General features: G+C 74.3%; 18 protein-coding genes and 1 pseudogene. 7 read left to right on the forward strand and 12 right to left on the reverse strand.

Annotated features, from left to right (window positions below; translation table 11 throughout):
- The first annotated feature begins 40 nt into the window (after positions 1–40).
- Together ACF1AG_RS20345 and ACF1AG_RS20350 are read left to right on the forward strand one after the other, a co-directional pair.
- Positions 41–2056: an FAD-dependent oxidoreductase gene (locus tag ACF1AG_RS20345; protein ID WP_391810145.1), complete on the forward strand. Its 2016-nt coding sequence runs from the start codon at positions 41–43 to the stop codon at positions 2054–2056.
- A gap of 31 nt (positions 2057–2087) precedes the next feature.
- Positions 2088–2639 (forward strand): PadR family transcriptional regulator, encoded by a 552-nt coding sequence (locus tag ACF1AG_RS20350; protein ID WP_359603581.1) that lies wholly within the window; start codon positions 2088–2090, stop codon positions 2637–2639.
- Between the two features lie 179 nt (positions 2640–2818).
- On the opposite strand, the gene ACF1AG_RS20355 is transcribed toward ACF1AG_RS20350, so the two are convergent.
- Both ACF1AG_RS20355 and ACF1AG_RS20360 read right to left on the reverse strand, forming a co-directional pair.
- The gene (locus tag ACF1AG_RS20355) at positions 2819–3355 is read right to left on the reverse strand and encodes a hypothetical protein (RefSeq protein ID WP_359603583.1); all 537 of its coding nucleotides are present in this window, start codon (positions 3353–3355) and stop codon (positions 2819–2821) included.
- Between the two features lie 172 nt (positions 3356–3527).
- On the reverse strand, positions 3528–4526 hold the full coding sequence (locus tag ACF1AG_RS20360; RefSeq protein WP_391810146.1) for a fibronectin type III domain-containing protein: 999 nt from the start codon (positions 4524–4526) through the stop codon (positions 3528–3530).
- Between the two features lie 392 nt (positions 4527–4918).
- Between ACF1AG_RS20360 and ACF1AG_RS20365 the strand changes: the two genes are divergently transcribed.
- A complete protein-coding gene (locus ACF1AG_RS20365; protein ID WP_391810147.1) occupies positions 4919–5926 on the forward strand; it encodes a glycoside hydrolase family 75 protein in 1008 nt (335 codons plus the stop codon).
- Positions 5927–5954: 28 nt separating this feature from the next.
- On the opposite strand, the gene ACF1AG_RS20370 is transcribed toward ACF1AG_RS20365, so the two are convergent.
- The 4 genes from ACF1AG_RS20370 to ACF1AG_RS20385 all read right to left on the reverse strand — a co-directional run bounded on the left by ACF1AG_RS20370 (position 5955) and on the right by ACF1AG_RS20385 (position 8898).
- The gene (locus tag ACF1AG_RS20370) at positions 5955–6365 is read right to left on the reverse strand and encodes a PTS fructose transporter subunit IIA (protein WP_359603589.1); all 411 of its coding nucleotides are present in this window, start codon (positions 6363–6365) and stop codon (positions 5955–5957) included.
- Between the two features lies 1 nt (position 6366).
- Positions 6367–6984 carry a dihydroxyacetone kinase subunit DhaL gene (gene dhaL, locus ACF1AG_RS20375; protein WP_359603591.1) on the reverse strand — a complete coding sequence of 206 codons (618 nt, stop codon included), beginning with the start codon at positions 6982–6984 and terminating at the stop codon, positions 6367–6369.
- 64 nt (positions 6985–7048) lie between these two features.
- Complete coding sequence (gene dhaK / locus ACF1AG_RS20380) at positions 7049–8041, reverse strand: dihydroxyacetone kinase subunit DhaK (protein ID WP_359603593.1); 993 nt, start codon at positions 8039–8041, stop codon at positions 7049–7051.
- 569 nt (positions 8042–8610) lie between these two features.
- Positions 8611–8898: a DUF1876 domain-containing protein gene (locus ACF1AG_RS20385; protein WP_391810148.1), complete on the reverse strand. Its 288-nt coding sequence runs from the start codon at positions 8896–8898 to the stop codon at positions 8611–8613.
- Between the two features lie 105 nt (positions 8899–9003).
- Between ACF1AG_RS20385 and ACF1AG_RS20390 the strand changes: the two genes are divergently transcribed.
- Positions 9004–9192, forward strand: a complete 189-nt coding sequence (locus ACF1AG_RS20390; protein WP_359603612.1) for a hypothetical protein — start codon at positions 9004–9006, stop codon at positions 9190–9192.
- Positions 9193–9364: 172 nt separating this feature from the next.
- Here ACF1AG_RS20390 and ACF1AG_RS20395 read toward each other — a convergent pair.
- From ACF1AG_RS20395 to ACF1AG_RS20410, 4 genes and pseudogenes are all read right to left on the reverse strand, one after another.
- Positions 9365–9493: pseudogene (locus ACF1AG_RS20395) on the reverse strand (hypothetical protein); the annotation flags it as partial.
- Entirely contained in the window at positions 9454–9732 is a 279-nt protein-coding gene (locus ACF1AG_RS20400; RefSeq protein WP_359603597.1) for a CBS domain-containing protein, read from the reverse strand. The pseudogene ACF1AG_RS20395 and the gene ACF1AG_RS20400, both read right to left, overlap by 40 nt.
- A 211-nt stretch (positions 9733–9943) precedes the next feature.
- A complete protein-coding gene (locus tag ACF1AG_RS20405; RefSeq protein WP_391810149.1) occupies positions 9944–10147 on the reverse strand; it encodes a hypothetical protein in 204 nt (67 codons plus the stop codon).
- A gap of 31 nt (positions 10148–10178) precedes the next feature.
- On the reverse strand, positions 10179–10475 hold the full coding sequence (locus ACF1AG_RS20410) for a metal-sensitive transcriptional regulator (protein WP_359603601.1): 297 nt from the start codon (positions 10473–10475) through the stop codon (positions 10179–10181).
- A gap of 112 nt (positions 10476–10587) precedes the next feature.
- Between ACF1AG_RS20410 and ACF1AG_RS20415 the strand changes: the two genes are divergently transcribed.
- Positions 10588–11175 carry a rhodanese-like domain-containing protein gene (locus tag ACF1AG_RS20415; RefSeq protein ID WP_359603602.1) on the forward strand — a complete coding sequence of 196 codons (588 nt, stop codon included), beginning with the start codon at positions 10588–10590 and terminating at the stop codon, positions 11173–11175.
- Positions 11176–11325: 150 nt separating this feature from the next.
- On the opposite strand, the gene ACF1AG_RS20420 is transcribed toward ACF1AG_RS20415, so the two are convergent.
- A complete protein-coding gene (locus ACF1AG_RS20420) occupies positions 11326–12231 on the reverse strand; it encodes a universal stress protein (protein ID WP_359603604.1) in 906 nt (301 codons plus the stop codon).
- 255 nt (positions 12232–12486) lie between these two features.
- Between ACF1AG_RS20420 and putP the strand changes: the two genes are divergently transcribed.
- Entirely contained in the window at positions 12487–16044 is a 3558-nt protein-coding gene (putP, locus tag ACF1AG_RS20425) for a sodium/proline symporter PutP (RefSeq protein WP_391810150.1), read from the forward strand.
- A gap of 16 nt (positions 16045–16060) precedes the next feature.
- Here putP and ACF1AG_RS20430 read toward each other — a convergent pair whose 3' ends face one another.
- On the reverse strand, positions 16061–16993 hold the full coding sequence (locus ACF1AG_RS20430) for a zinc-binding dehydrogenase (RefSeq protein ID WP_391810151.1): 933 nt from the start codon (positions 16991–16993) through the stop codon (positions 16061–16063).
- Positions 16994–17112: 119 nt separating this feature from the next.
- Between ACF1AG_RS20430 and ACF1AG_RS20435 the strand changes: the two genes are divergently transcribed.
- The gene (locus tag ACF1AG_RS20435; RefSeq protein WP_359603607.1) at positions 17113–17721 is read left to right on the forward strand and encodes a TetR family transcriptional regulator; all 609 of its coding nucleotides are present in this window, start codon (positions 17113–17115) and stop codon (positions 17719–17721) included.
- The last annotated feature ends 698 nt before the right edge of the window (positions 17722–18419 follow it).

An 18419-nucleotide genomic window follows, 5' to 3' on the forward strand; every position in this document is an offset into this window, starting at 1 on the left:
CCCTACAACTACAGGCACCACACCGCGCACGGAGGGCCAGATGAGCCGTTATCCCCACCTGCTGACCCCCCTGGACCTGGGCTTCACCACGCTGCCCAACCGGGTCCTCATGGGTTCCATGCACGTCGGCCTCGAGGAGGCCGAGGGCGGCTTCTCCCGCATGGCCGAGTTCTACGCCGCGCGCGCCCGCGGCGGCGTCGGCCTCATCGTCACCGGTGGCATCGCCCCCAACGACGAGGGGCGCCCCTACGAGGGCGGCGCCAAGCTCACCAGCGACGAGGAGGCCGAGCAGCACCGGGTCGTCACCGCGGCCGTCCACCGTGAGGGCGGCCGTATCGCCCTGCAGATCCTGCACTTCGGCCGCTACGCCTACCACCAGGACCTGGTCGCCCCCAGCCCCCTCCAGGCGCCCATCAGCCCCTTCCCGCCGCGCGAGCTCACCGACGCCGACGTCGAGCGGACCATCGACGACTACGTCCGCGCCGCCCGCCTCGCCCGCCAGGCCGGCTACGACGGCGTCGAGATCATGGGCTCCGAGGGCTACCTCATCAACGAGTTCATCGCCCGCCGTACCAACCACCGCACCGACCGCTGGGGCGGCTCCTACGAGAACCGGATGCGCTTCCCGGTCGAGATCGTCCGCCGTGTCCGCGAGGCGGTCGGCGACGACTTCATCCTGATCTACCGGCTGTCCATGCTCGACCTGGTGCCCGACGGCTCCACCCTGGACGAGGTCGTCGCCCTCGCCAAGGCGGTCGAGGCGGCCGGCGCCACGATCATCAACACCGGCATCGGCTGGCACGAGGCCCGCATCCCCACCATCGCCACCTCGGTGCCGCGCGGCGCCTACACCTGGGTCACCAAGCGGCTCATGGGCGAGGTGTCCGTCCCGCTGGTCACCACCAACCGCATCAACACCCCCGAGCTGGCCGAGCAACTGCTCGCCGACGGCACCGCGGACATGGTGTCCATGGCCCGCCCGATGCTCGCCGACCCCGACTTCGTCGCCAAGGCCGCCGACGGCCGTCCCGAGGCGATCAACACCTGCATCGGCTGCAACCAGGCCTGCCTCGACCACACCTTCAGCGGCCAGATCACCTCCTGCCTGGTCAACCCCCGCGCCTGCCACGAGACCGAGCTGGTGCTCTCCCCGACCCGCCGCCGCAAGCGCGTCGCCGTCGTCGGAGCCGGACCGGCCGGCCTCGCCTGCGCGGTCTCCGCCGCCGAACGCGGCCACGACGTCACCCTCTTCGACGCCGCGAGCGAGATAGGCGGGCAGCTCAACGTCGCCCGCAAGGTCCCCGGCAAGCAGGAGTTCGACGAGACCCTGCGCTACTTCCGCACCCGCCTCGCCGACCTCACCGTCGACGTCCGCCTCGGCACGCGCGTCACCGCCGACGACGTCACCGGGTACGACGAGGTCGTCGTCGCCACCGGCGTCAGCCCCCGCGTTCCCGACATCCCCGGCGTCGACCACCCGAGCGTCGTCGGCTACCTCGACGTCCTGCGCGACGGCGCGCCCGTCGGTGACCGCGTCGCGATCCTCGGCGCGGGCGGCATCGGCTTCGACGTCGCCGAGTTCCTCACCGACGGCGGCGACAAGGCGCACGAGGACCCCGGGACGTACCTCCGCCAGTGGGGCGTCGACCTCGACTACCGCGCGCCCGGCGGCCTCGCCGCCCCCGAGCGGCCCGCCCCGCCGCGCACCGTCCACCTGCTCCAGCGCAAGACCTCCAAGGTCGGCGCGGGGCTCGGCAAGACCACCGGCTGGATCCACCGCGCGGAGCTGCGGCACCGCGGCGTCACCATGGTCCCCGGTGTGCGCTACGACCGGATCGACGACGCCGGGCTGCACGTCACCGTCGGCGAGGAGAGCACCGTCCTCGAGGTCGACACCATCGTGCTGTGCACGGGGCAGGAACCGCGCCGGGACCTCTACGAGGAGCTGGTGGCGGCGGGCAGCCCCGTCCACCTCATCGGCGGCGCCGACGTGGCCGCCGAACTGGACGCCAAGCGCGCCATCAAGCAGGGCACCGAGCTCGCGGCGGCCCTCTAGGGCGGGCCCGTCCCGTCCCTAGGATGAGCGCATGTCACTCCCGCACGCGATCCTCACCGCCCTGCTCGAGAAGCCGTCGTCGGGACTGGAGCTGACCCGCCGCTTCGACCGGTCGATCGGCTACTTCTGGTCCGCGACGCATCAGCAGATCTACCGGGAGCTGGGGAAGCTGGAGGCGGAGGGCCTGATCCGGGCCCTCCCTTCGGAGCAGCCCGCGCGGGGGCAGAAGAAGGCGTACGAGGTGCTGGCGGCGGGGCGGGAGGAGCTGGCCCGCTGGACCGCGGCGGCGCAGGATCCCAAGCCGCAGCGGGACGCGCTGCTGTTGCGGCTGCGGGCCGCCGCCGTGGTGGGGACGGAGGGGCTGGAGGACGATCTCCGGCGTCACCGGGAGCTGCATGCGCGGCAGTTGGAGACGTACCGGGAGATCGAGCGGAGGGACTTCCCTCCGGGGAGGGGCGGGGCGGAGGATCGGCTGCGGCATCTTGTGCTGCGGGCCGGGATCGATCTGGAGACGTTCTGGACCCAGTGGCTTGATCACGCGTTGGCGGAGTTCGCGGAGTTGGATGTGCGGGGGCGGGAGTAGTCGCCCGGGTGCGGGTGCGTGCGGGGAGGGCTGGTCGCGCAGTTCCCCGCGCCCCTGGAGGGTGTCGCCCTTCCGTGGGTGTTGTCGTCCCGAACGTGAAACCCCCCGTGCCCTGAGGGCGCGGGGGGTTGTGACGGCGGCGGCCGGCCGGAGCGCGTCGGACGGGCGCCGACGCCGGTCTAGAGGTGGGTCGGGCGGGCCGTGTTGCGGCGCCGCAGGTACAGCACGGTGCCGAGGACGCCGGCGCCGACCAGCGCGCCGCCCGCCACCGCCGTGACCGTGCCGTAGTCCTTCGAACCGCCGCCGACCCCGCCCATCACACCGCGCGACGGCGACGCCGTGGGGGAGGCGGACGGGCTGGAGACCGGAGACACGACCACGGACTGGGTGCCCGCGGTGCTGCCGTTGGAGCACACCACGATCACCGTGTACGTGCCCGCGCTGACGTTGGACCAGGCCGCGGACTGGCCCGAGGACGTCCCGGACAGTGCCACCTGGCGGCCCTGCGAGAAGTTCGCCTGACCGCTGCTGAGCAGCGAGGCGGTGCCCCAGTGGCCGTTGATCTGGGTGCACGCGGTGGTGCTCACCGAGACCGTGTTCCCGGTGGTGCTGACGGAGATGCCGTCCGCGGCCGCCGGTCCGGCCGGCATCAGGGCGAGCGCGGCGGCGGCTGCCACGGTCGGTCCGAGGCGGAGCAGAGGCTTCGAGATGCTCATGTGGACTGCCTTCCGGCGGCACGGCCGGCGGTACATCCCTTGCGCCGCCGAGGTCGGGGAGCGCCCGTGCTGCCACGACGTCAGCCAACGGGCAGCCCGCCCGCCGCGCACTCCGGCCGCATCCGTGCAGGTGACGGGGTCCTCCGGGCGGCTCAGCGGGGCTGTGCCGCCGTCAGCCGCCGCTGCCCGTCGTCACCGTCCGCTCGGCCGAGAAGGCGCCCCACGTGCCGTCCGGCAGCAGCGCCCTGATCCGCACCCGGTGCGTGACTCCCGCCTCCTCGCCCGCGTAGAAGCGGTACGTGGCCCGGTCGCGCGGCGCCTCGCCGCCGTACACCAGCGAGGTGACGGGGCGTCCGTCCAGCCGCACCTCGTACTCGGCGACCGTCCCGTCGACGCGCGGCGGTGTCCACGAGAGCACGATGTCGTACGCCCCGCCCGACCTGCGGGCCGCCGCGCGGAAGTCGGTGGGAGCGGTGGCCGTCGCGCCGCCGTCCGCGCCGTCGGCGGTGGTGAGGCGGACGGTGGGGGCGGGCGGTGAGAGGTTGTCCGCCGCGTCCCGGGCGCGGACGGTGAAGACGTACCGGGTGCCGGGCCGCAGCCCCGTGACCACGGCAGCCGTCTGGTTGCCGCCCACGCTGTGGATCTTCGACGTGCCCTGGTAGATGTCGTACGACAGCACACCGCGGTCGTCCCGCGCCGCGGTCCAGGAGAGCTGGGCCGCCCGGCTGCCGGCCGCGCGTCCCTCCAGGGCCCCGGGGGCGGTGGGCGGCGCGGTGTCCGCCCGCGCCGCCGCGGGGGTCGTGGCCCGCACCTCCCGGCTGGGCGGACCGAGCCGCCCGTCCGCGTCACGGGCGCGCACCGTGAAGACGTAGGCGGTGGCGGGGCGGAGGCCGGTGACGTCCACCATGTGCGTGGATGCGGGCACCTGCTCGACCCTGGTGCGGCCCCGGTACACCTCGTAGCCGGCCACCACGGATCCGGCGGCGCGGTTCCACATGACGTGGACGCTGCGGGCGCTGCCCGCCTGTGCGGTGACGCCCGTGGGCGCCCCGGGCGGCCGTTCGCCGCCGGCGTCGTCCTGGCCGCCCCAGCGGCAGGAGACGGTCAGCAGCACGAGCGCGCAGAGCGCGAGCAGGCGGCGCGATGACGCGGTTGGGGTAACGCCACGCACGACTTCGCCTCCTGGGGGTCCACGGAGGACCGTTCCGCCGAAAGGTCCGTACCAATATGAGCTTGCTGACGCGCCCACATCAAGAGGGTGGTGCGGGTCGAATGCGGTGGCGGGTTACGTATCCTGGACGCCTTACGGGCCGAACAGCCCCTGAGAAGCGGGGTGTTCGAGCTCGAGGCGCGGACCGCTGTCGTCGCTGATCCCGCGCCGTCACGGGTGGCTGGACGGCCCGGGTGGACGCGCGCCCGGGTCTCCGGCGCCTTCCGCCTCCGTCGGCCCCCGGGTGCCCCGTCCGGCCCCTTTCGGGGCGGTCACCCTCCTCGCACTCGGGCGAAATGGGGCAAAGTGCCCTGGGTGTGCGTCCCTGTTCCCGACGAGAGGCTCATCTGACCGTGTCCCGTGTCCAGACGCTCACCGTCGCCGTGGCCGGCGTGGCACTGCTGGCCCCCTCCGCGTCCTCCGCCGCCGAGTCGGTCCACCTCCGGCCGTCCAGGACCGAGGCGCGGCGCGTCGCCGCCGGCCCCGCGGCCGGCTCCGCCCTCCCCACCGCCCTGGCGCACGTCGCCGTACCCCACCGGGGCCGCGTCGAGCCGGTCGCCCGGGGCGGCACGCGGGAGGTGCTGACGCGGGGCGCAGGCCCCGGCGGTCCGGCGGCTCCGGGACCGGCGACACCCGCGCCGGACGGCTCCGGTTCCGCGGTCGCGGATGGCGCGGCCTCGGACGCCGCCGCGTCCGACGCGGCGACGACCACGGGCTCCGCGGCCCCCGCCCCCACGGACGCCGGCCCCTCCCCGTCGGACCCCGGGCCCTCGGCCCCCGTCACCGCGGCCGACCTGCTGGCCCGGGTGAACGGCTGCACCCCCGTCTCCAAGGGCCGCTACCGCAAGGACCGCGGCCGCGCGGCCACCGTCCCGGTGTGCGGCACGCGCGAGGCGGTGTACTGGAAGGCGGACATGGACATCGACTGCGACGGCCGCCCGGGCCGCCACTGCAACGCCGCCACCGACCCGCACTTCTCCTCCTCCACGGCCTTCGCGCAGTCCGACGGCCGCGCGCTCAGCTCCGAGAAGCTGCCCTACGTCGTGGTCCCCGCGCCCAGCTCCCTCTGGGACTACCGCGAGCACGGCGTGCGCGGCGGATCGGTCGCGGCCGTCGTCTACCGCGACCGCGTCAGTTACGCGGTCGTCGGCGACACCGGCCCGGCCGACATCATCGGCGAGGCGTCCTACGCGGCGGCCAAGACCCTGGGCATCGACCCGGACCCGCGCTCCGGCGGTACCCCCTCCGGGGTGACGTACATCGTGTTCAAGAACAGCCGGGTCACCCCGCTGGAGGACCGGGAGGCCGCGGAGACCCGGGGGGAGCGGCTGGCCCGGGAGTTCGTCGACTCCGCGGACTGACCCCTCCGTACGGGACCCGCCGGGCACCTCACACCTTCCGGTACCCGTACGCCTCCGAGGCCGCCGCCGCCACCGCGGCGAGGTCAGCGCCCGTGGAGGCGGTGACCACCGCGGCCACCGCGCCCTCCAGGAACGGCGCGTCCACCAGCTGCGTGTTCTCCGGGAGTTCGTCGCCCTCGGCCAGCAGTGCCTTCACGGTGAGCACCGCGCTGCCCAGGTCGGTGAGCACCGCGACGCCCGCGCCCCGGTCCACGGACGCCGCAGCCGCCGCGATCAGCTCCGCGCTGGTGCCCAGCTCGCCGCTCCCGGTGCCGCCCGCGGGCGCGACCGGCACCGACGCGCCCGCTCCGGAGAGCCCTTGCGCCAGCTCCGCCACGGAGGCCGCGACCGCCGCGCTGTGCGACACCAGGACGATCCCGACCAGCTTCCCGTCGCTCACCTCACTCACCGCCGTCCGCGTCGCCGGGCCCGGCCTCCAGCAGGGCCGCGACCAGCAGCGCCGACGAGGTGGCGCCGGGGTCCTGGTGCCCGATGCTGCGGTCGCCGAGATAGCTCGCCCTGCCCTTGCGGGCGAGCATCGGCGTCGTCGCGACCGCGCCGTCCCGTGCCGCGTCACGCGCCGCCGCGAACGACTCGCCGAGCGCGTCCACCGCGGGAAGCAGCGCGTCGATCATCGTCTTGTCGCCCGGCGCCGCCCCGCCCAGCTTCATCACGGCGTCCACCCCGGCCCGCAGCGCCTCGGCCAGCTGCTGCCGGTCCACCTCGGTGGCCTCGCCCAGCGTCTTCCCGGCGCGGCGCAGCAGCGTCCCGTACAGCGGGCCGGACGCGCCGCCCACCGTGGACACCAGCACGCGTCCGGCCTGGGTGAGCACCGCGCCGGGCGTGGCGGGCGGCTCCTTGTCCAGCGCGTCCTTCACCGCCCGGAATCCGCGCTGCAGATTGCTGCCGTGATCGGCGTCGCCGATCTCCGAGTCGAGGGCGGTGAGCCGTTCCGCCTCGCTGTCCACGGACGCGGCGGTGACCGTCATCCAACGGCGGAAGAAGTCGGCGTCCAGCACGGGAACTCCTCGCGTGGTAGGTGACCGGGGCGCAGGCCCCGGTGCTGATCTGGCCCGGAGTGGATCACATACCCCAGCGCAGCCCGGGCGTACTCACCGGCGCGTCGTACAGACGCAGCAGCTCCTCGTCGACCTGGCAGAGGGTGACGGAGGCGCCCGCCATGTCCAGGGACGTGACGTAGTTGCCGACGAGGACCCGGGCGACCGGCACGCCGCGCTCGGCGAGGACGCGCTGCACCTCGGCGTTGAAGCCGTACAGCTCCAGCAACGGAGTGGCGCCCATACCGTTGACCAGCACCAGGACCGGGTTGCGCGGGGTGAGGTCGTCGAGGATCGCGCCGACGGCGAAGTCCGCGATCTCGCCGGACGTCATCATCGGGCGCCGCTCGCGGCCCGGTTCGCCGTGGATGCCGATGCCCAGCTCCAGCTCGCCGGCCGGCAGATCGAACGTCGGCGAGCCCTTGGCGGGCGTGGTGACCGCGCTGAGCGCCACGCCGAAGCTGCGGGAGTTCTCGTTCACCTGCTGCGCGAGCGCCGCCACCCGCTCCAGCGGCTGGCCCTCGTCGGCCGCCGCACCCGCGATCTTCTCCACGTACAGCGTCGCCCCGGTGCCCCGGCGCCCCGCCGTGTACAGGCTGTCGGTGACCGCCACGTCATCGTTGACCAGCACCTTCGCGACCTGGATGCCCTCGTCCTCGGCGAGTTCGGCCGCCATGTCGAAGTTGAGCACGTCGCCGGTGTAGTTCTTCACGATGAACAGCACCCCGGCGCCGCTGTCCACGGCCGCCGCGGCCCGCACCATCTGGTCGGGCACCGGGGAGGTGAACACCTCGCCGGGACAGGCCGCCGACAGCATCCCCGGGCCCACGAAGCCGCCGTGCAGCGGCTCGTGCCCCGAACCGCCGCCGGACACCAGGCCCACCTTGCCCGTCACCGGGGCGTCCTTGCGGACCACCACCCGGTTCTCCACGTCCACCGTCAGCTCGGGATGGGCCGCCGCCATACCGCGCAGCGCGTCCGCCACCACGGTCTCCGGAACGTTGATCAGCATCTTCATGGGTACCTCCTGGGGGCTGAGCAGGTGGGTCGTCGGACCTGTGGTGCCGGTCGGGCGGCCGGTGAAGGCGTCGCTGAGCTGTCGCAGGGCGACTGTGAAGCGGTAGGAGCCCTACAGGGGCAGTATCGGCCTTGCGCCCGAAGAGGGCACGTGAGACGGCGTCCGGCGAGCCGGACGATCTCGGCGGCCGACACGGCCACAGCTCAGGATCGGCCCTGCGCCGGTGCGTTCCAAGGGGGCGTCGCCGCCTTTCGCTCGCGGTGTCCCGTCACGGCGTGCACTCCCGCGGTCGTACGCGCGGCCGCGGAAAGACTCCTGCCGTGAGCCTGTGAGCCGTACCTTGCCCCGGCTGCGCCGCGGCATCCCCCGGCCCCAGCCGCCACCCCTCGCGAACGCCGTGGCTGCGGAATGGTGGGCGGTCCGGGCGCGTGGCCGTTACCGGCGCCGCTTGTGGGATTCGGCAGTCCCTTGGCGGGAGCGGCGACCGTGCTGCGGAGGCGGGAAGCCTGACACACGCGGCGGCGGGCCGGGGATCCGGCACGCCGCCTCCCCGTGCGCCGGGTTCTCGTTCACAGGGACCAGCCCAGGACCGGGCCGGTCTCCGCGCCGCTCGGCGCGTCCACGCCCTCGATGTCACGGTCCGCGATGTCGAGAAGCTGTCGGCCCAGGTCGCGCAGGGCGCGGCCCGCGGCCAGCTCGTCGCCGATCTCAGGGACGTCCGGGTCCGCCGGGTTCCGGTGGGCTGCGCCGTGACCGGCGAGGGTCGTCGTCCCGGTGTCGAGGGTGGCGCGCGCCTTCGTCGTTCCGTCCTCCTCGAAAAGGTGGAGACGGGTCTTCCATTCCAGGGTGTGCGACATGACTGCCTCCTCGATCGGGACGGCTCGGACGTGCCGGTCGCCTCATCTCCACCGTCCGGCTCCGGCGGACGCGAAGCAGGGGGCCGAAGGTCCCGGGAAACGTCCGTGGGACCCGGGTACCCCGGCAACCCCGGCGCCGGTCATGTCCCGGCCACCGTCTCCTCGGCCTCGGCGGCCGCCCAAGCCGCGCGGGCGGCGAGCCAGATCGACGATGTGGTCGCGGTCGACGACCAACTGTCGTACCGGATGGCCGACACGCCTCCGCCTCGTCGACGCCGCTGCAGCCTGCTGTGACGGTCACCACGCCATCCTCGACGGCCACGGCGAGCGCCCGCGACGTCAGCCGGAGCATCGTCCCGAGGACGTCCCTGCGCATCGCGCGCTCGATGTCGCCGTCGGTGCGCAGCACGGCCGGCAACAGGTCGCCGCGCGTGACGATGCCGACGATCCGCTGCTCGTCGTTCATCACCGGCAGCCGTTCGACCCCGTGCCCGGTCATGCAGGACACCTCGGCGACGGTGGCACGCGCCCTCGAGGTGACCGCGGGGGCGGTCATCACACCGCTCGCGGTGCGGGCCCGGCCCAGGCCGGGCATGCTGCTGAACAGGCGGACCGATCAGGGAAAGGCGTGCCGCGCGGCCTCGGCGCGTGAGGGCGGGAGCGCGCCAGGTCCGACGTGGAGACCAAGCCGATCACGCGGTCCCCCTCGTCCGTCACCGGAAGGCCGCCCACGCGGCGCTCCCCGAGTGCGAGAAGCAAGTCCTCGAGCGGAGTGCAGTGCGCGACGGTTACCACGTCCGCGGTCATGACGGCGCCGACCTCGGTGGCCTTCATCGCCGAAGCCCCTGGCCGCTCGCGGAGGCTGGCCCGGCCCGCACCTTCCGTCGCAGCACCGTCAACGCCCTCGCCGCACTGCTCCTGGCGCGCCGGCACGCTGGAGCGACTGGACTGGACTGGGCCGTGGCCGGACCCTTCACGGGGGCGGCCGTGCCCGGTGCCTCGGGGGCCGGTGGCCGTCCGCGCGGCTTCCGGGCAGCGTGCTGCGTCAGGCCTTCGCGGTGACGCCGTGAGGCCGTCCGCCGTCCGCGCGCAGCGGTCCCGTGGGCGTCAGCAGTCCCTCGCGGTGATGCTCCCGCGCGCCGGTGCCCCGCGCGGGCCGGACCGCGCCGGAGCCGGGCCTTTCGTACCGTCCGCGGATGTCGTCGACGCTCTCCGGCAGCCCGCCACGCCGCGCCTCAGTCGAGGCCACCGGCCGTGCGCGGGCCGCAGGCTCAGGGGCGTCACGCCAGTGACAGGAACAGCTTCTCCAGCCGGGCCCGCATCTGCTCCGCGCTCTCGCCGTTCTCCCCGTTCACGCGGCCGGACTCGATGTCCGCCACGCACCTCTGCAGGCCCGTGGCGATGATCGCGAAACCGGCCCGGTCCAGGGCGCGGGAGGCCGCGGCGAGCTGGGTGATCACGTCTTCGCAGTCGCGCCCCTCCTCGATCATCCGGATCACGCCGGAGATCTGACCCTGCGCCCGGCGCAGCCTGTTCAGCACGGATTTCAGCTCCGCGCCCGCGAGATCCAAGTCCACGTCCACTCCCTGACGAAATACCCCGTGGGGTACTCTACGTCCGCTTCCGCCGCCACGTCGAGCGACCGCCACCCCCCACCGATGGCCGAGAGAGAAGGAACACACACCCGCCATGACCACCCCCGTCACCCCGGACACCCTGACCGTCGCCCAGGCCGCCGCCCGACTGGACGGCTTCACCGTCATCGACGTCCGCACCCCCGCCGAGTACGCCGCCGGGCACCTGCCCGGCGCGGTGAACGTCCCCCTGGACCAGGTCAAGCGTGCCCTGCCCGAGATCCGGCAGGCCGCCGAGCGCGCCGACCTCCTCGTCGTGTGCGCCTCCGGGGCGCGCTCGGAGAAGGCGTCCGGAATCATCGCCGCCGACGGTGTGCCCGCCGCCACCCTCGCCGGGGGCACCACCGCCTGGGCGTCCGACGGCCGGGACCTCGAGCGCCCCGCGGCCTGCGACACCCGCGCGGTGTGGGGCATGGAGCGGCAGGTGCGCTTCACCGCCGGCACGCTGGTGCTGCTCGGTCTGGTGCTCGGCCTGCTGGTGCACCCGGCGTTCCAGCTCCTGTCCGCGGCCATCGCGGGCGGACTGGTCTTCTCCGCCCTCACCGACACCTGCGGCATGGCCGTCGTCCTCGGCAAGCTGCCACACAACCGCCCGCGCGGCACGAACCTCGAGGCCGCCCTCGCCGCGCTGCGGGGCAACTGACGCTCCCCTCCGCACGGGGACGTCCGGGCCCCGGCGCGGGACCCGTGGTCACTGGGACCGCGCCGGGGCCCGGAGGCGACTCGGCTTGCTGCTCGCGCCGGGGATCCCCGCACCGGACCCCGCTCGGGCCGGCCGGGGACGCCCCGCACCTCACGGCGAGGCTGATCCGGGCTGGAAATCCTGGCCGCCCCGTACCACCGCCACCGGCGACGGCGCGTGATGCAGCAGGGCCTGGCTGACGGACCCCAGCATGAGACCCGTGAAGCCGCCGCGCCCCCGCGCTCCGACCACCGTCAGCTGGGCGCCCCGGCCGGCCTCGATGAGGGCCTCGCGGGTGGGGCCGTGAACCACCCTCGGCTCCACCACGACATCGGGACGCAGTTCGCGATGGCCCGCCAGCGCCTCCGCAAGCAGCCGTTCCTCCGCCTCCGCGAGGGCGCCCGGCGGGCTCGCGTACGGCTCCGCGGGGTCCTGCGGCTCCGGCACGGGCGCGTTCCACGCGGTCCAGGCGTGCACGGCCACCAGCGTCGTCCCGCGCAGCTCCGCCTCCTGGAAGGCGAAGTCCACCGCCCGCTCGCCGGCGGCGGAGCCGTCCACGCCCACCACCACCGGACCCTCCGTGCGCACGTCGCCGCGCACCACCAGCACCGGACACCGCCCGTGCGCCGCCAGATGCACGGCCGTCGAGCCGACCATCAGGCCGACGAAACCGCCCATGCCGCGCGACCCGACCACCACCAGTCCGGCGGCCCTGGACTGCGCCTCCAGGACGGTGAGCGCCTCGCCCGTCACCACCGAACCGGTCACCTCCACCCCGGGCGCGGTGGCCTCGGCGCGCTCCACGGCCTCCGCCACCAGCCGCTCCACCATGGTCCGCAGCCCGCCCTCGGGCGGGCCGAGCGGGGAAGGGCCCAGCGGGACGTGCATCGCGGGCCACATGAACGCGTGCACCACCTTCAACGACGCGCCCCGCAGCCGCGCCTCCCGCGCCGCCGCCTCCACCGCGGCCAGGGCCGACGCCGACCCGTCCACTCCGACGACCACCACTCCGGCCACCGTGCCTCCATGCGTTCTCGTACCGGCCCCCACCGCTTCCGCAGCCACCTTCCCCCGGCCCGGCGCCTCCCGCATGGGCCGTCCGCCGTACGGCCGAGGGGCCGAGGATCCCCGTGACCGCACGGCCGGACGTCCCGGCGCCGGCGTTCCCCTGGTTGGAGTGGCATGACCTGAGTAGATTTGGCGCCGAAGTCATGTTTTGCCCGCCGGACCGAGGGTGTGCCGCGCATCGCGGGACTTCCGGGCGAGGACCACATGTTCCAGCTGAGCGCGCCGATCGTCGCCACGTTCGTCCTGTACGTGCTCGCCCTGATCGGGACGGGGATCCGGGCCTACACGCGCACGCACACCTTCGAGGACTTCGCCCTCGGCGGCCGCCGCTTCGGCCCCTGGGTGGCCGCGCTGTCCGCGGGCGCCAGCGACATGTCCGGCTGGCTGTTCCTGGCGCTGCCCGGCGCCGTCTACGCGGCCGGGCTCGGCTCCGTGTGGCTCCCCGTCGGACTGGCCGTGGGGACGTACCTGAACTGGCTGTTCGTCGCGCCACGCCTGCGGACCTACACCGAGCGCGCCGGGAACGCGGTGACCCTCTCCGGGTATCTGGAGGAGCGGTTCGAGGACCGCACCCGCATGCTGCGGCTGGTCTCCGCCGCGGTCACCCTCGTCTTCTTCACCGTGTACGTCGCCAGCGGCCTGGTGGCGGGCGGGCTGCTGTTCGAGACCGTCTTCGACCTGCGCTTCACCGTCGGCGTCACCCTCACCGGGCTGCTGATCGTCATCTACTCGTGCCTGGGCGGCTTCCTCGCGGTGAGCCTCACGCACGTGCTGCAGGCCTCGCTGATGCTGCTCGGCCTGATCGTGCTGCCTGCCGTCGCGATCGCGCGGCTCGGCGGCTTCGGCGCCCTCGGGGAGGCCCTCGACGGCAGACAGCCCGCGCTGCGCGAGTTCAGCTCCCGCGTCGCGTACTCGGGGGAGTCCTGGACGGCGGGGGGACCGCTCGGGATGGTGGCGATCATCTCGCTGCTCGCCTGGGGGCTCGGCTACTTCGGCCAGCCGCACATCCTGGCCCGCTTCATGAGCATCCGCAGCACCCGGGACGTCCCCGCCGCCCGCCGCATCGGCACCGGCTGGGTGGTCCTCGTCCTCACCGGCGCCACCCTCGTGGGTCTCGCCGGTATCGGCGAGCTGACCCCGGCGCTGTCCTCCCCGGACACCGTCTACATCGCGCTCAGCCGCCTGCTGCTCGACCCGTGGATCGCCGGCATCCTGCTGATCGCGGTGCTCGCCGCCATCGTGTCCACCGCGGACAGCCAGCTGCTGGTGTCCTCCGTGGCCCTCACCGAGGACTTCTACCGGGCGTTCCTCCACCGCCGGGCCCCCGATCGGGTGCTGGTCTGGGTGGGGCGCGCCACCGTCGTCCTGGTCATCGTGGTGGCGTACGTGATCGCCCTCAGAGGCGGCGGGCTGCTGAACATCGTCGCCGAGGCCTGGGCCGGGTTCGGCGCCGCGTTCGGCCCGGTCGTACTGCTCTCGCTGTACTGGCCCCGCATGACCTCGGCCGGCGCCATGGCCGGCATCGTCGCGGGCGCCGGCACGGTCCTGGCCTGGGACTGGGTCAACCCGCTGCTCGGCCCGTTCCGGACCGGCGTCTACGAGATGGTCCCGGGCGTCATCGCCGCCACGGTCGCCGCCCTCCTCTTCGGCCGGTACGTCGGGCGGCCGCCGAAACGCGCCTTCTGGCGGATGCCCGGCGGCGGCACCAGCTCGGTGGTGCTCACCCCCTTCCTCACCCGCGCACCCGTCGGCCTGGCCATGCTCGACACGGACCTGCGGTACGTGTGGGTGAACGAACCTCTCGCCCGGCTGATCCCCCTGGAGCAGCGCATCGGACGGCGCCTCACCGAACTGAAGCCGACCCCTCCCTACCGGCGCTTCGAGGAGCAGATGCGGCGCGTGCTGGAGACCGGCGAGCCCGTCATGGACTGGGAGTTCCGCAGCGAGGAGGAGGAGCCCAAGGACGCCCGCGCGGTCTCCGTGTCGTTCTTCGGCGTGACCGACCGGCACGACACCACCGTCGGCGTCCTGTACATGGTCGTCGACGTCACCGAACGGTGGCGGGCGCAGAGCAGACTCGCCCTGCTGAACGACGTCGGCGCCCGCATCGGCAGCACCCTCGACGTCCGCCGCACGGCGCAGGAACTCGCCGACGAGGCCGTGCCCACCGTGGCCGACTTCGTCGCCGTGGACCTGCTGGACACCGTGATGCGCGGCGAGGAACCCGCGCCCGGACCCGTCGGCCTGTCCCCGGTCATCCGCCGCGCCGGGCAGACGTCAGGGCGGGACGGCGGCTGCGGCGGCAGTCTCGCTCTCGGGGAGGCCGTCCGGCGCGCCCCCTCCTCGCCCGTCACCCGCTGCCTCATGGAGAGCCGCACCCTCGTCGAACGCACCCTCGACCGCGAGACCAGCCCCTGGGTCACCGAGGACCCCTCGATCGGCGCGTCCATCCTCAGGTACGGCTACGCCTCCCTGATGGTCGTGCCCGTCCGGGCCCGGGGCGTCACCCTCGGCGTGGCGACCTTCGCCCGTACCGAACGGTCCGGCCCCTTCGACGACGACGACGTGCGGCTCGCGGAGGAGATCGTCTCCCGCGCCGCGGTGGCCGTCGACAACGCCCGCCGCTACACCCGCGAGCGGACCGCCGCCCGCGCCATGCAGCAGGCGCTGCTGCCGCAGGCGCTCACCGGCGGCTCCGCGGTGGACGTGGCGTCCTGGTACCAGCCGGCCGACGCCCCGAACGGCGTCGGCGGCGACTGGTTCGACGTCATCCCGCTGTCCGGCGCCCGCGTCGCCCTCGTCGTCGGCGACGTCGTCGGACACGGCATGGACGCCGCCGCGACCATGGGACGCCTGCGCACCGCCGTGCGGACCCTCGCCAACCTCGACATGCCGCCCGACGAACTCCTCGCCCACCTCGACGACCTGGTCATCGGGCTGATGGGCGCCCACGACGACCACGAGCCCGCCGCCGCGGGCGCCGCCTTCCTGGGCGCGACGTGCCTGTACGCCGTGTACGACCCGGTCAGCGGGCGGTGCTCGATGGCCCGCGCCGGCCATCTCCCGCCCGTCCTCGTCAGCCCGGGCGGCACGGCCGAGGTCATGGACCTGCCGGCCGGGCCGCCGCTAGGGCTCGGCTACCTGACCTTCGAGTCGTGCGAGCGGGAGCTGGACGAGGGCAGCCTGCTGGCGTTCTACACCGACGGACTCGTCGAGACCCCGGACCGGGACATCGACGAGGGGATCGCCCGGCTGGGTGCCGCCCTCGCCGAACCGCGCCCCACCCTGCGTGAGATCGGGCGGGGCGTGGTCGACACCCTGCTCACCGGGCCGCCGCCGGACGACGCGGCGCTGCTGCTCGCCCGCACCCGCTCGCTGCCGGCGGACCGGGTCGCGTCCTGGGACCTGCCCAGCGACCCGGCGGCCGTCGGCACCGCCCGCACGGCCGCCGTACGGCAGCTGACGGAGTGGGGCCTGGACGACCTGGCGTTCACCACGGAACTCGTCGTCAGCGAACTCGTCACCAACGCCATCCGGCACGCGTCCGGGCCGGTCTCCCTGCGGCTGATCCGCGACCGCGCCCTGATCTGCGAGGTCGCCGACGGCAGCGGCACGTCACCCCGCCCACGCCACGCCCGCACCACGGACGAGGGCGGCCGCGGCCTGATGATCGTGGCCCAGCTGGCCCACAGGTGGGGGACCCGGCACACGGCGACCGGCAAGATCATCTGGACGGAACAGCCGTTCGTGGCGGAGTCCTGAGGGTGGACGGGGGCCGTCACTCCACGTCGAGGACGGCCTTGCCGTGCAGGCGCCCCTGGAGCAGTGGCTGTACGGCCTCCGCGTGGCGCGTCCAGGGGACGCGCAGGCTGATGCCCGGGTCGAGGCGGCCCCCGGCGACCTCGTGCGCCAGCCAGGTCAGGTCCGCGGAGAAGTCGGGGGCGGGGTCGCCGAAGAGGTAGAAGGTGCGGATCGACCGGTCGTGCCGCCCGCCGTCGCCGAGCAGGGCGTGCGGCGGCAGCACGGTGTCGGCCCCGGAGGAGCGGCCCACGCTGACGAGGGTGCCGCCGGCGCCGAGCGCGGCGAAGGCGTCGACGAGGTACGGCCCGCCGACGTTGTCGACCACGGCCGATACGGACCCCCGCATGGCGCCGGGCTCCGGGTGCACCTCGGAGGCGCCCAGTTCCCGCAGTTCCTCGGCCCGTCCGGGATCCCGGCTCACGGCGACGACGTGCGCTCCCGCACGGGCGGCCAGTTGGACGGCGTAACGGCCGACCCCGCCGGAGGCGCCGGTGACCATGACGCGGCGGCCGAGCAGCGGGCCGGTCCGGCGCAGGGCGTGCAGAGCGCTCAGCCCGGCCACCGGAAGGGTCCCGAGCGCGCCGGGGTCGGCACCCTCGGGTGCGGTGCCGATCAGGGCGGCGGGGACGGCCCGCAGCTCGGCCCATCCCGCATGGCCGACGGTGACGACCTGCTCACCCTCGGCCGGACCGGACCCGTCGGCCGCCGCCCGTACGACGACACCGGCCGCGTCCCAGCCGAGCCGGGTGCCGTCCGGGGTGTCGGGCCGGGTCGCGGTGTGGATCTCGCCGGAGTTCAGCGAGAAGGACCGCACCCGGACGAGCGTCTCGTGCGGGGCGGGCCGAGGGTCGGGCACGTCGGTCAGCGTGAGGTGTCCGGGTGAGGCGTGGTCGACGACGAGTGCGCGCACGGAAGTCCCTTCCGGGGTGTCGAGGCATGGAGTGTCGCTGCGGACAGAAAGTGCCACAGTGTGGCATGAGCGCCAGTAGAGCATATGCGCGTGTCGGGCGCATCCGCTACAGTGCGCGGATGGCACCGACCACTTCCTCGCCCGAGCAGCCCGCGACTCTGCGCGAACGCAAGAAGCTGCGGACGCGCAAGGCGCTGGCCGACACGGCCGTCACGCTCTTCGGCGAGCGCGGTTTCGACGGCACACCGCTGGACGCGCTGCTGGAGCTGGTGGAGGTCTCGCGGCGGACCTTCTTCCGGAACTTCCGCTCCAAGGAGGACGTGGCGCTCACGGCCGTCAAGGAGCTGTGGGACACGTATCTGGAGGCCGTGGACGCAGCCGAGAAGTCGGGACCGCTTGTCGACGTGCTCCTCGGCGCCATGCTGACCACCCTGGAGCGCATGGACGAGGACTGGTACCGGCGCTTCCCTCCTACGCTCCGCCTCGTCGCCGGCTCACCCGCGCTCGACGGTCACGCCCTGCGTCACTGCGCCGAGACCCAGGCCGAACTCGTCCGTCGGCTGGGCGTACCGGACTCCCTCGAGCTCCGTCTCTCGATCGAGTTCTTCGTGGCCGCATGGCGCTGCGCCCTCGACGAGTGGCTCCCTGACTGCCCCTCGGGTGAACTCCCGGTCATCCTGCGCCGCGCCTGCGCCTTGATGGGGCCGTCCTTGGCCCTGAAGCTGTGAGGGAGCCGGGGCCGGGGTCGGGGCCCGTCCCGCACCGGGACGAACCGCTGACGTGGAGACCGGGAACACCGGCGACGCCGTCATCGGCCGTGGGGCCGACGGCAGGAACACCGGCGGCTCCCTAAGGCGCTCCGCCGTCGGGGAGGAACGCACCCGCATGGCTCGCACGGCCCAATGGGTGTGACAGCGGGGCGTTCGGTCGGCCTGCCGGGGTGCCCGGCGCGTCCGGTTTGCTGCGCTCGCCCTGCCTGGCCCTCCGGCTCGGCCTGGCCGGCCCGGCCACCCGGCAGACTCGCCGGCCTGACCCGCTGGCTGAGCTCACCTGGCCCGCGCAGCTCGCGGGCGCGAGGACTGCCTGGCCCGCCACAGCCTGCTCCACCGCCTCATCGGCCTCCCGGCCTCCCCATGACCCCCATGGCCCTCCCGGCCCGCCGGGCCCGACCGCGCGCCGGCGGTCGGCAGGCCGGGGCCGCGGGCCCGGCCCCTGCGGGGACCTTGCCAGGGCGGCGCCCAAGGGCATCCCACCCGCGCCCGCGCCTCGCCCGGACCCCCGTCCGCCGCGCCGTGCCCCCTCAATGGCCCACGTTGCCCTGTCGGGACCTCCCCGTCCCGGGGAAGGTGAGGAGGGTACACACCTCCACGGACCCTCACGTGCCCCCGCCCTCACCCACCCCGACCCCCCCGACGTGGAAGGACAC

Origin of the sequence: Streptomyces sp. NPDC014764, from assembly GCF_043082785.1 — a bacterium.
In the GTDB taxonomy this organism is placed as follows: Bacteria; Actinomycetota; Actinomycetes; order Streptomycetales; family Streptomycetaceae; genus Streptomyces; species Streptomyces althioticus.

Bases quoted from the DNA above. Each gene is read 5' to 3' on its own strand.
- ACF1AG_RS20415 (WP_359603602.1), top strand. From the start codon at position 10,588: ATGACCACCCCCGTCACCCCGGACACCCTGACCGTCGCCCAGGCCGCC.
- ACF1AG_RS20400 (WP_359603597.1), bottom strand. From the start codon at position 9,732: ATGAAGGCCACCGAGGTCGGCGCCGTCATGACCGCGGACGTGGTAACC.
- ACF1AG_RS20385 (WP_391810148.1), bottom strand. From the start codon at position 8,898: ATGTCGCACACCCTGGAATGGAAGACCCGTCTCCACCTTTTCGAGGAG.
- dhaK (WP_359603593.1), bottom strand. From the start codon at position 8,041: ATGAAGATGCTGATCAACGTTCCGGAGACCGTGGTGGCGGACGCGCTG.
- ACF1AG_RS20355 (WP_359603583.1), bottom strand. From the start codon at position 3,355: ATGAGCATCTCGAAGCCTCTGCTCCGCCTCGGACCGACCGTGGCAGCC.
- putP (WP_391810150.1), top strand. From the start codon at position 12,487: ATGTTCCAGCTGAGCGCGCCGATCGTCGCCACGTTCGTCCTGTACGTG.
- ACF1AG_RS20350 (WP_359603581.1), top strand. From the start codon at position 2,088: ATGTCACTCCCGCACGCGATCCTCACCGCCCTGCTCGAGAAGCCGTCG.
- ACF1AG_RS20345 (WP_391810145.1), top strand. From the start codon at position 41: ATGAGCCGTTATCCCCACCTGCTGACCCCCCTGGACCTGGGCTTCACC.
- ACF1AG_RS20435 (WP_359603607.1), top strand. From the start codon at position 17,113: ATGGCACCGACCACTTCCTCGCCCGAGCAGCCCGCGACTCTGCGCGAA.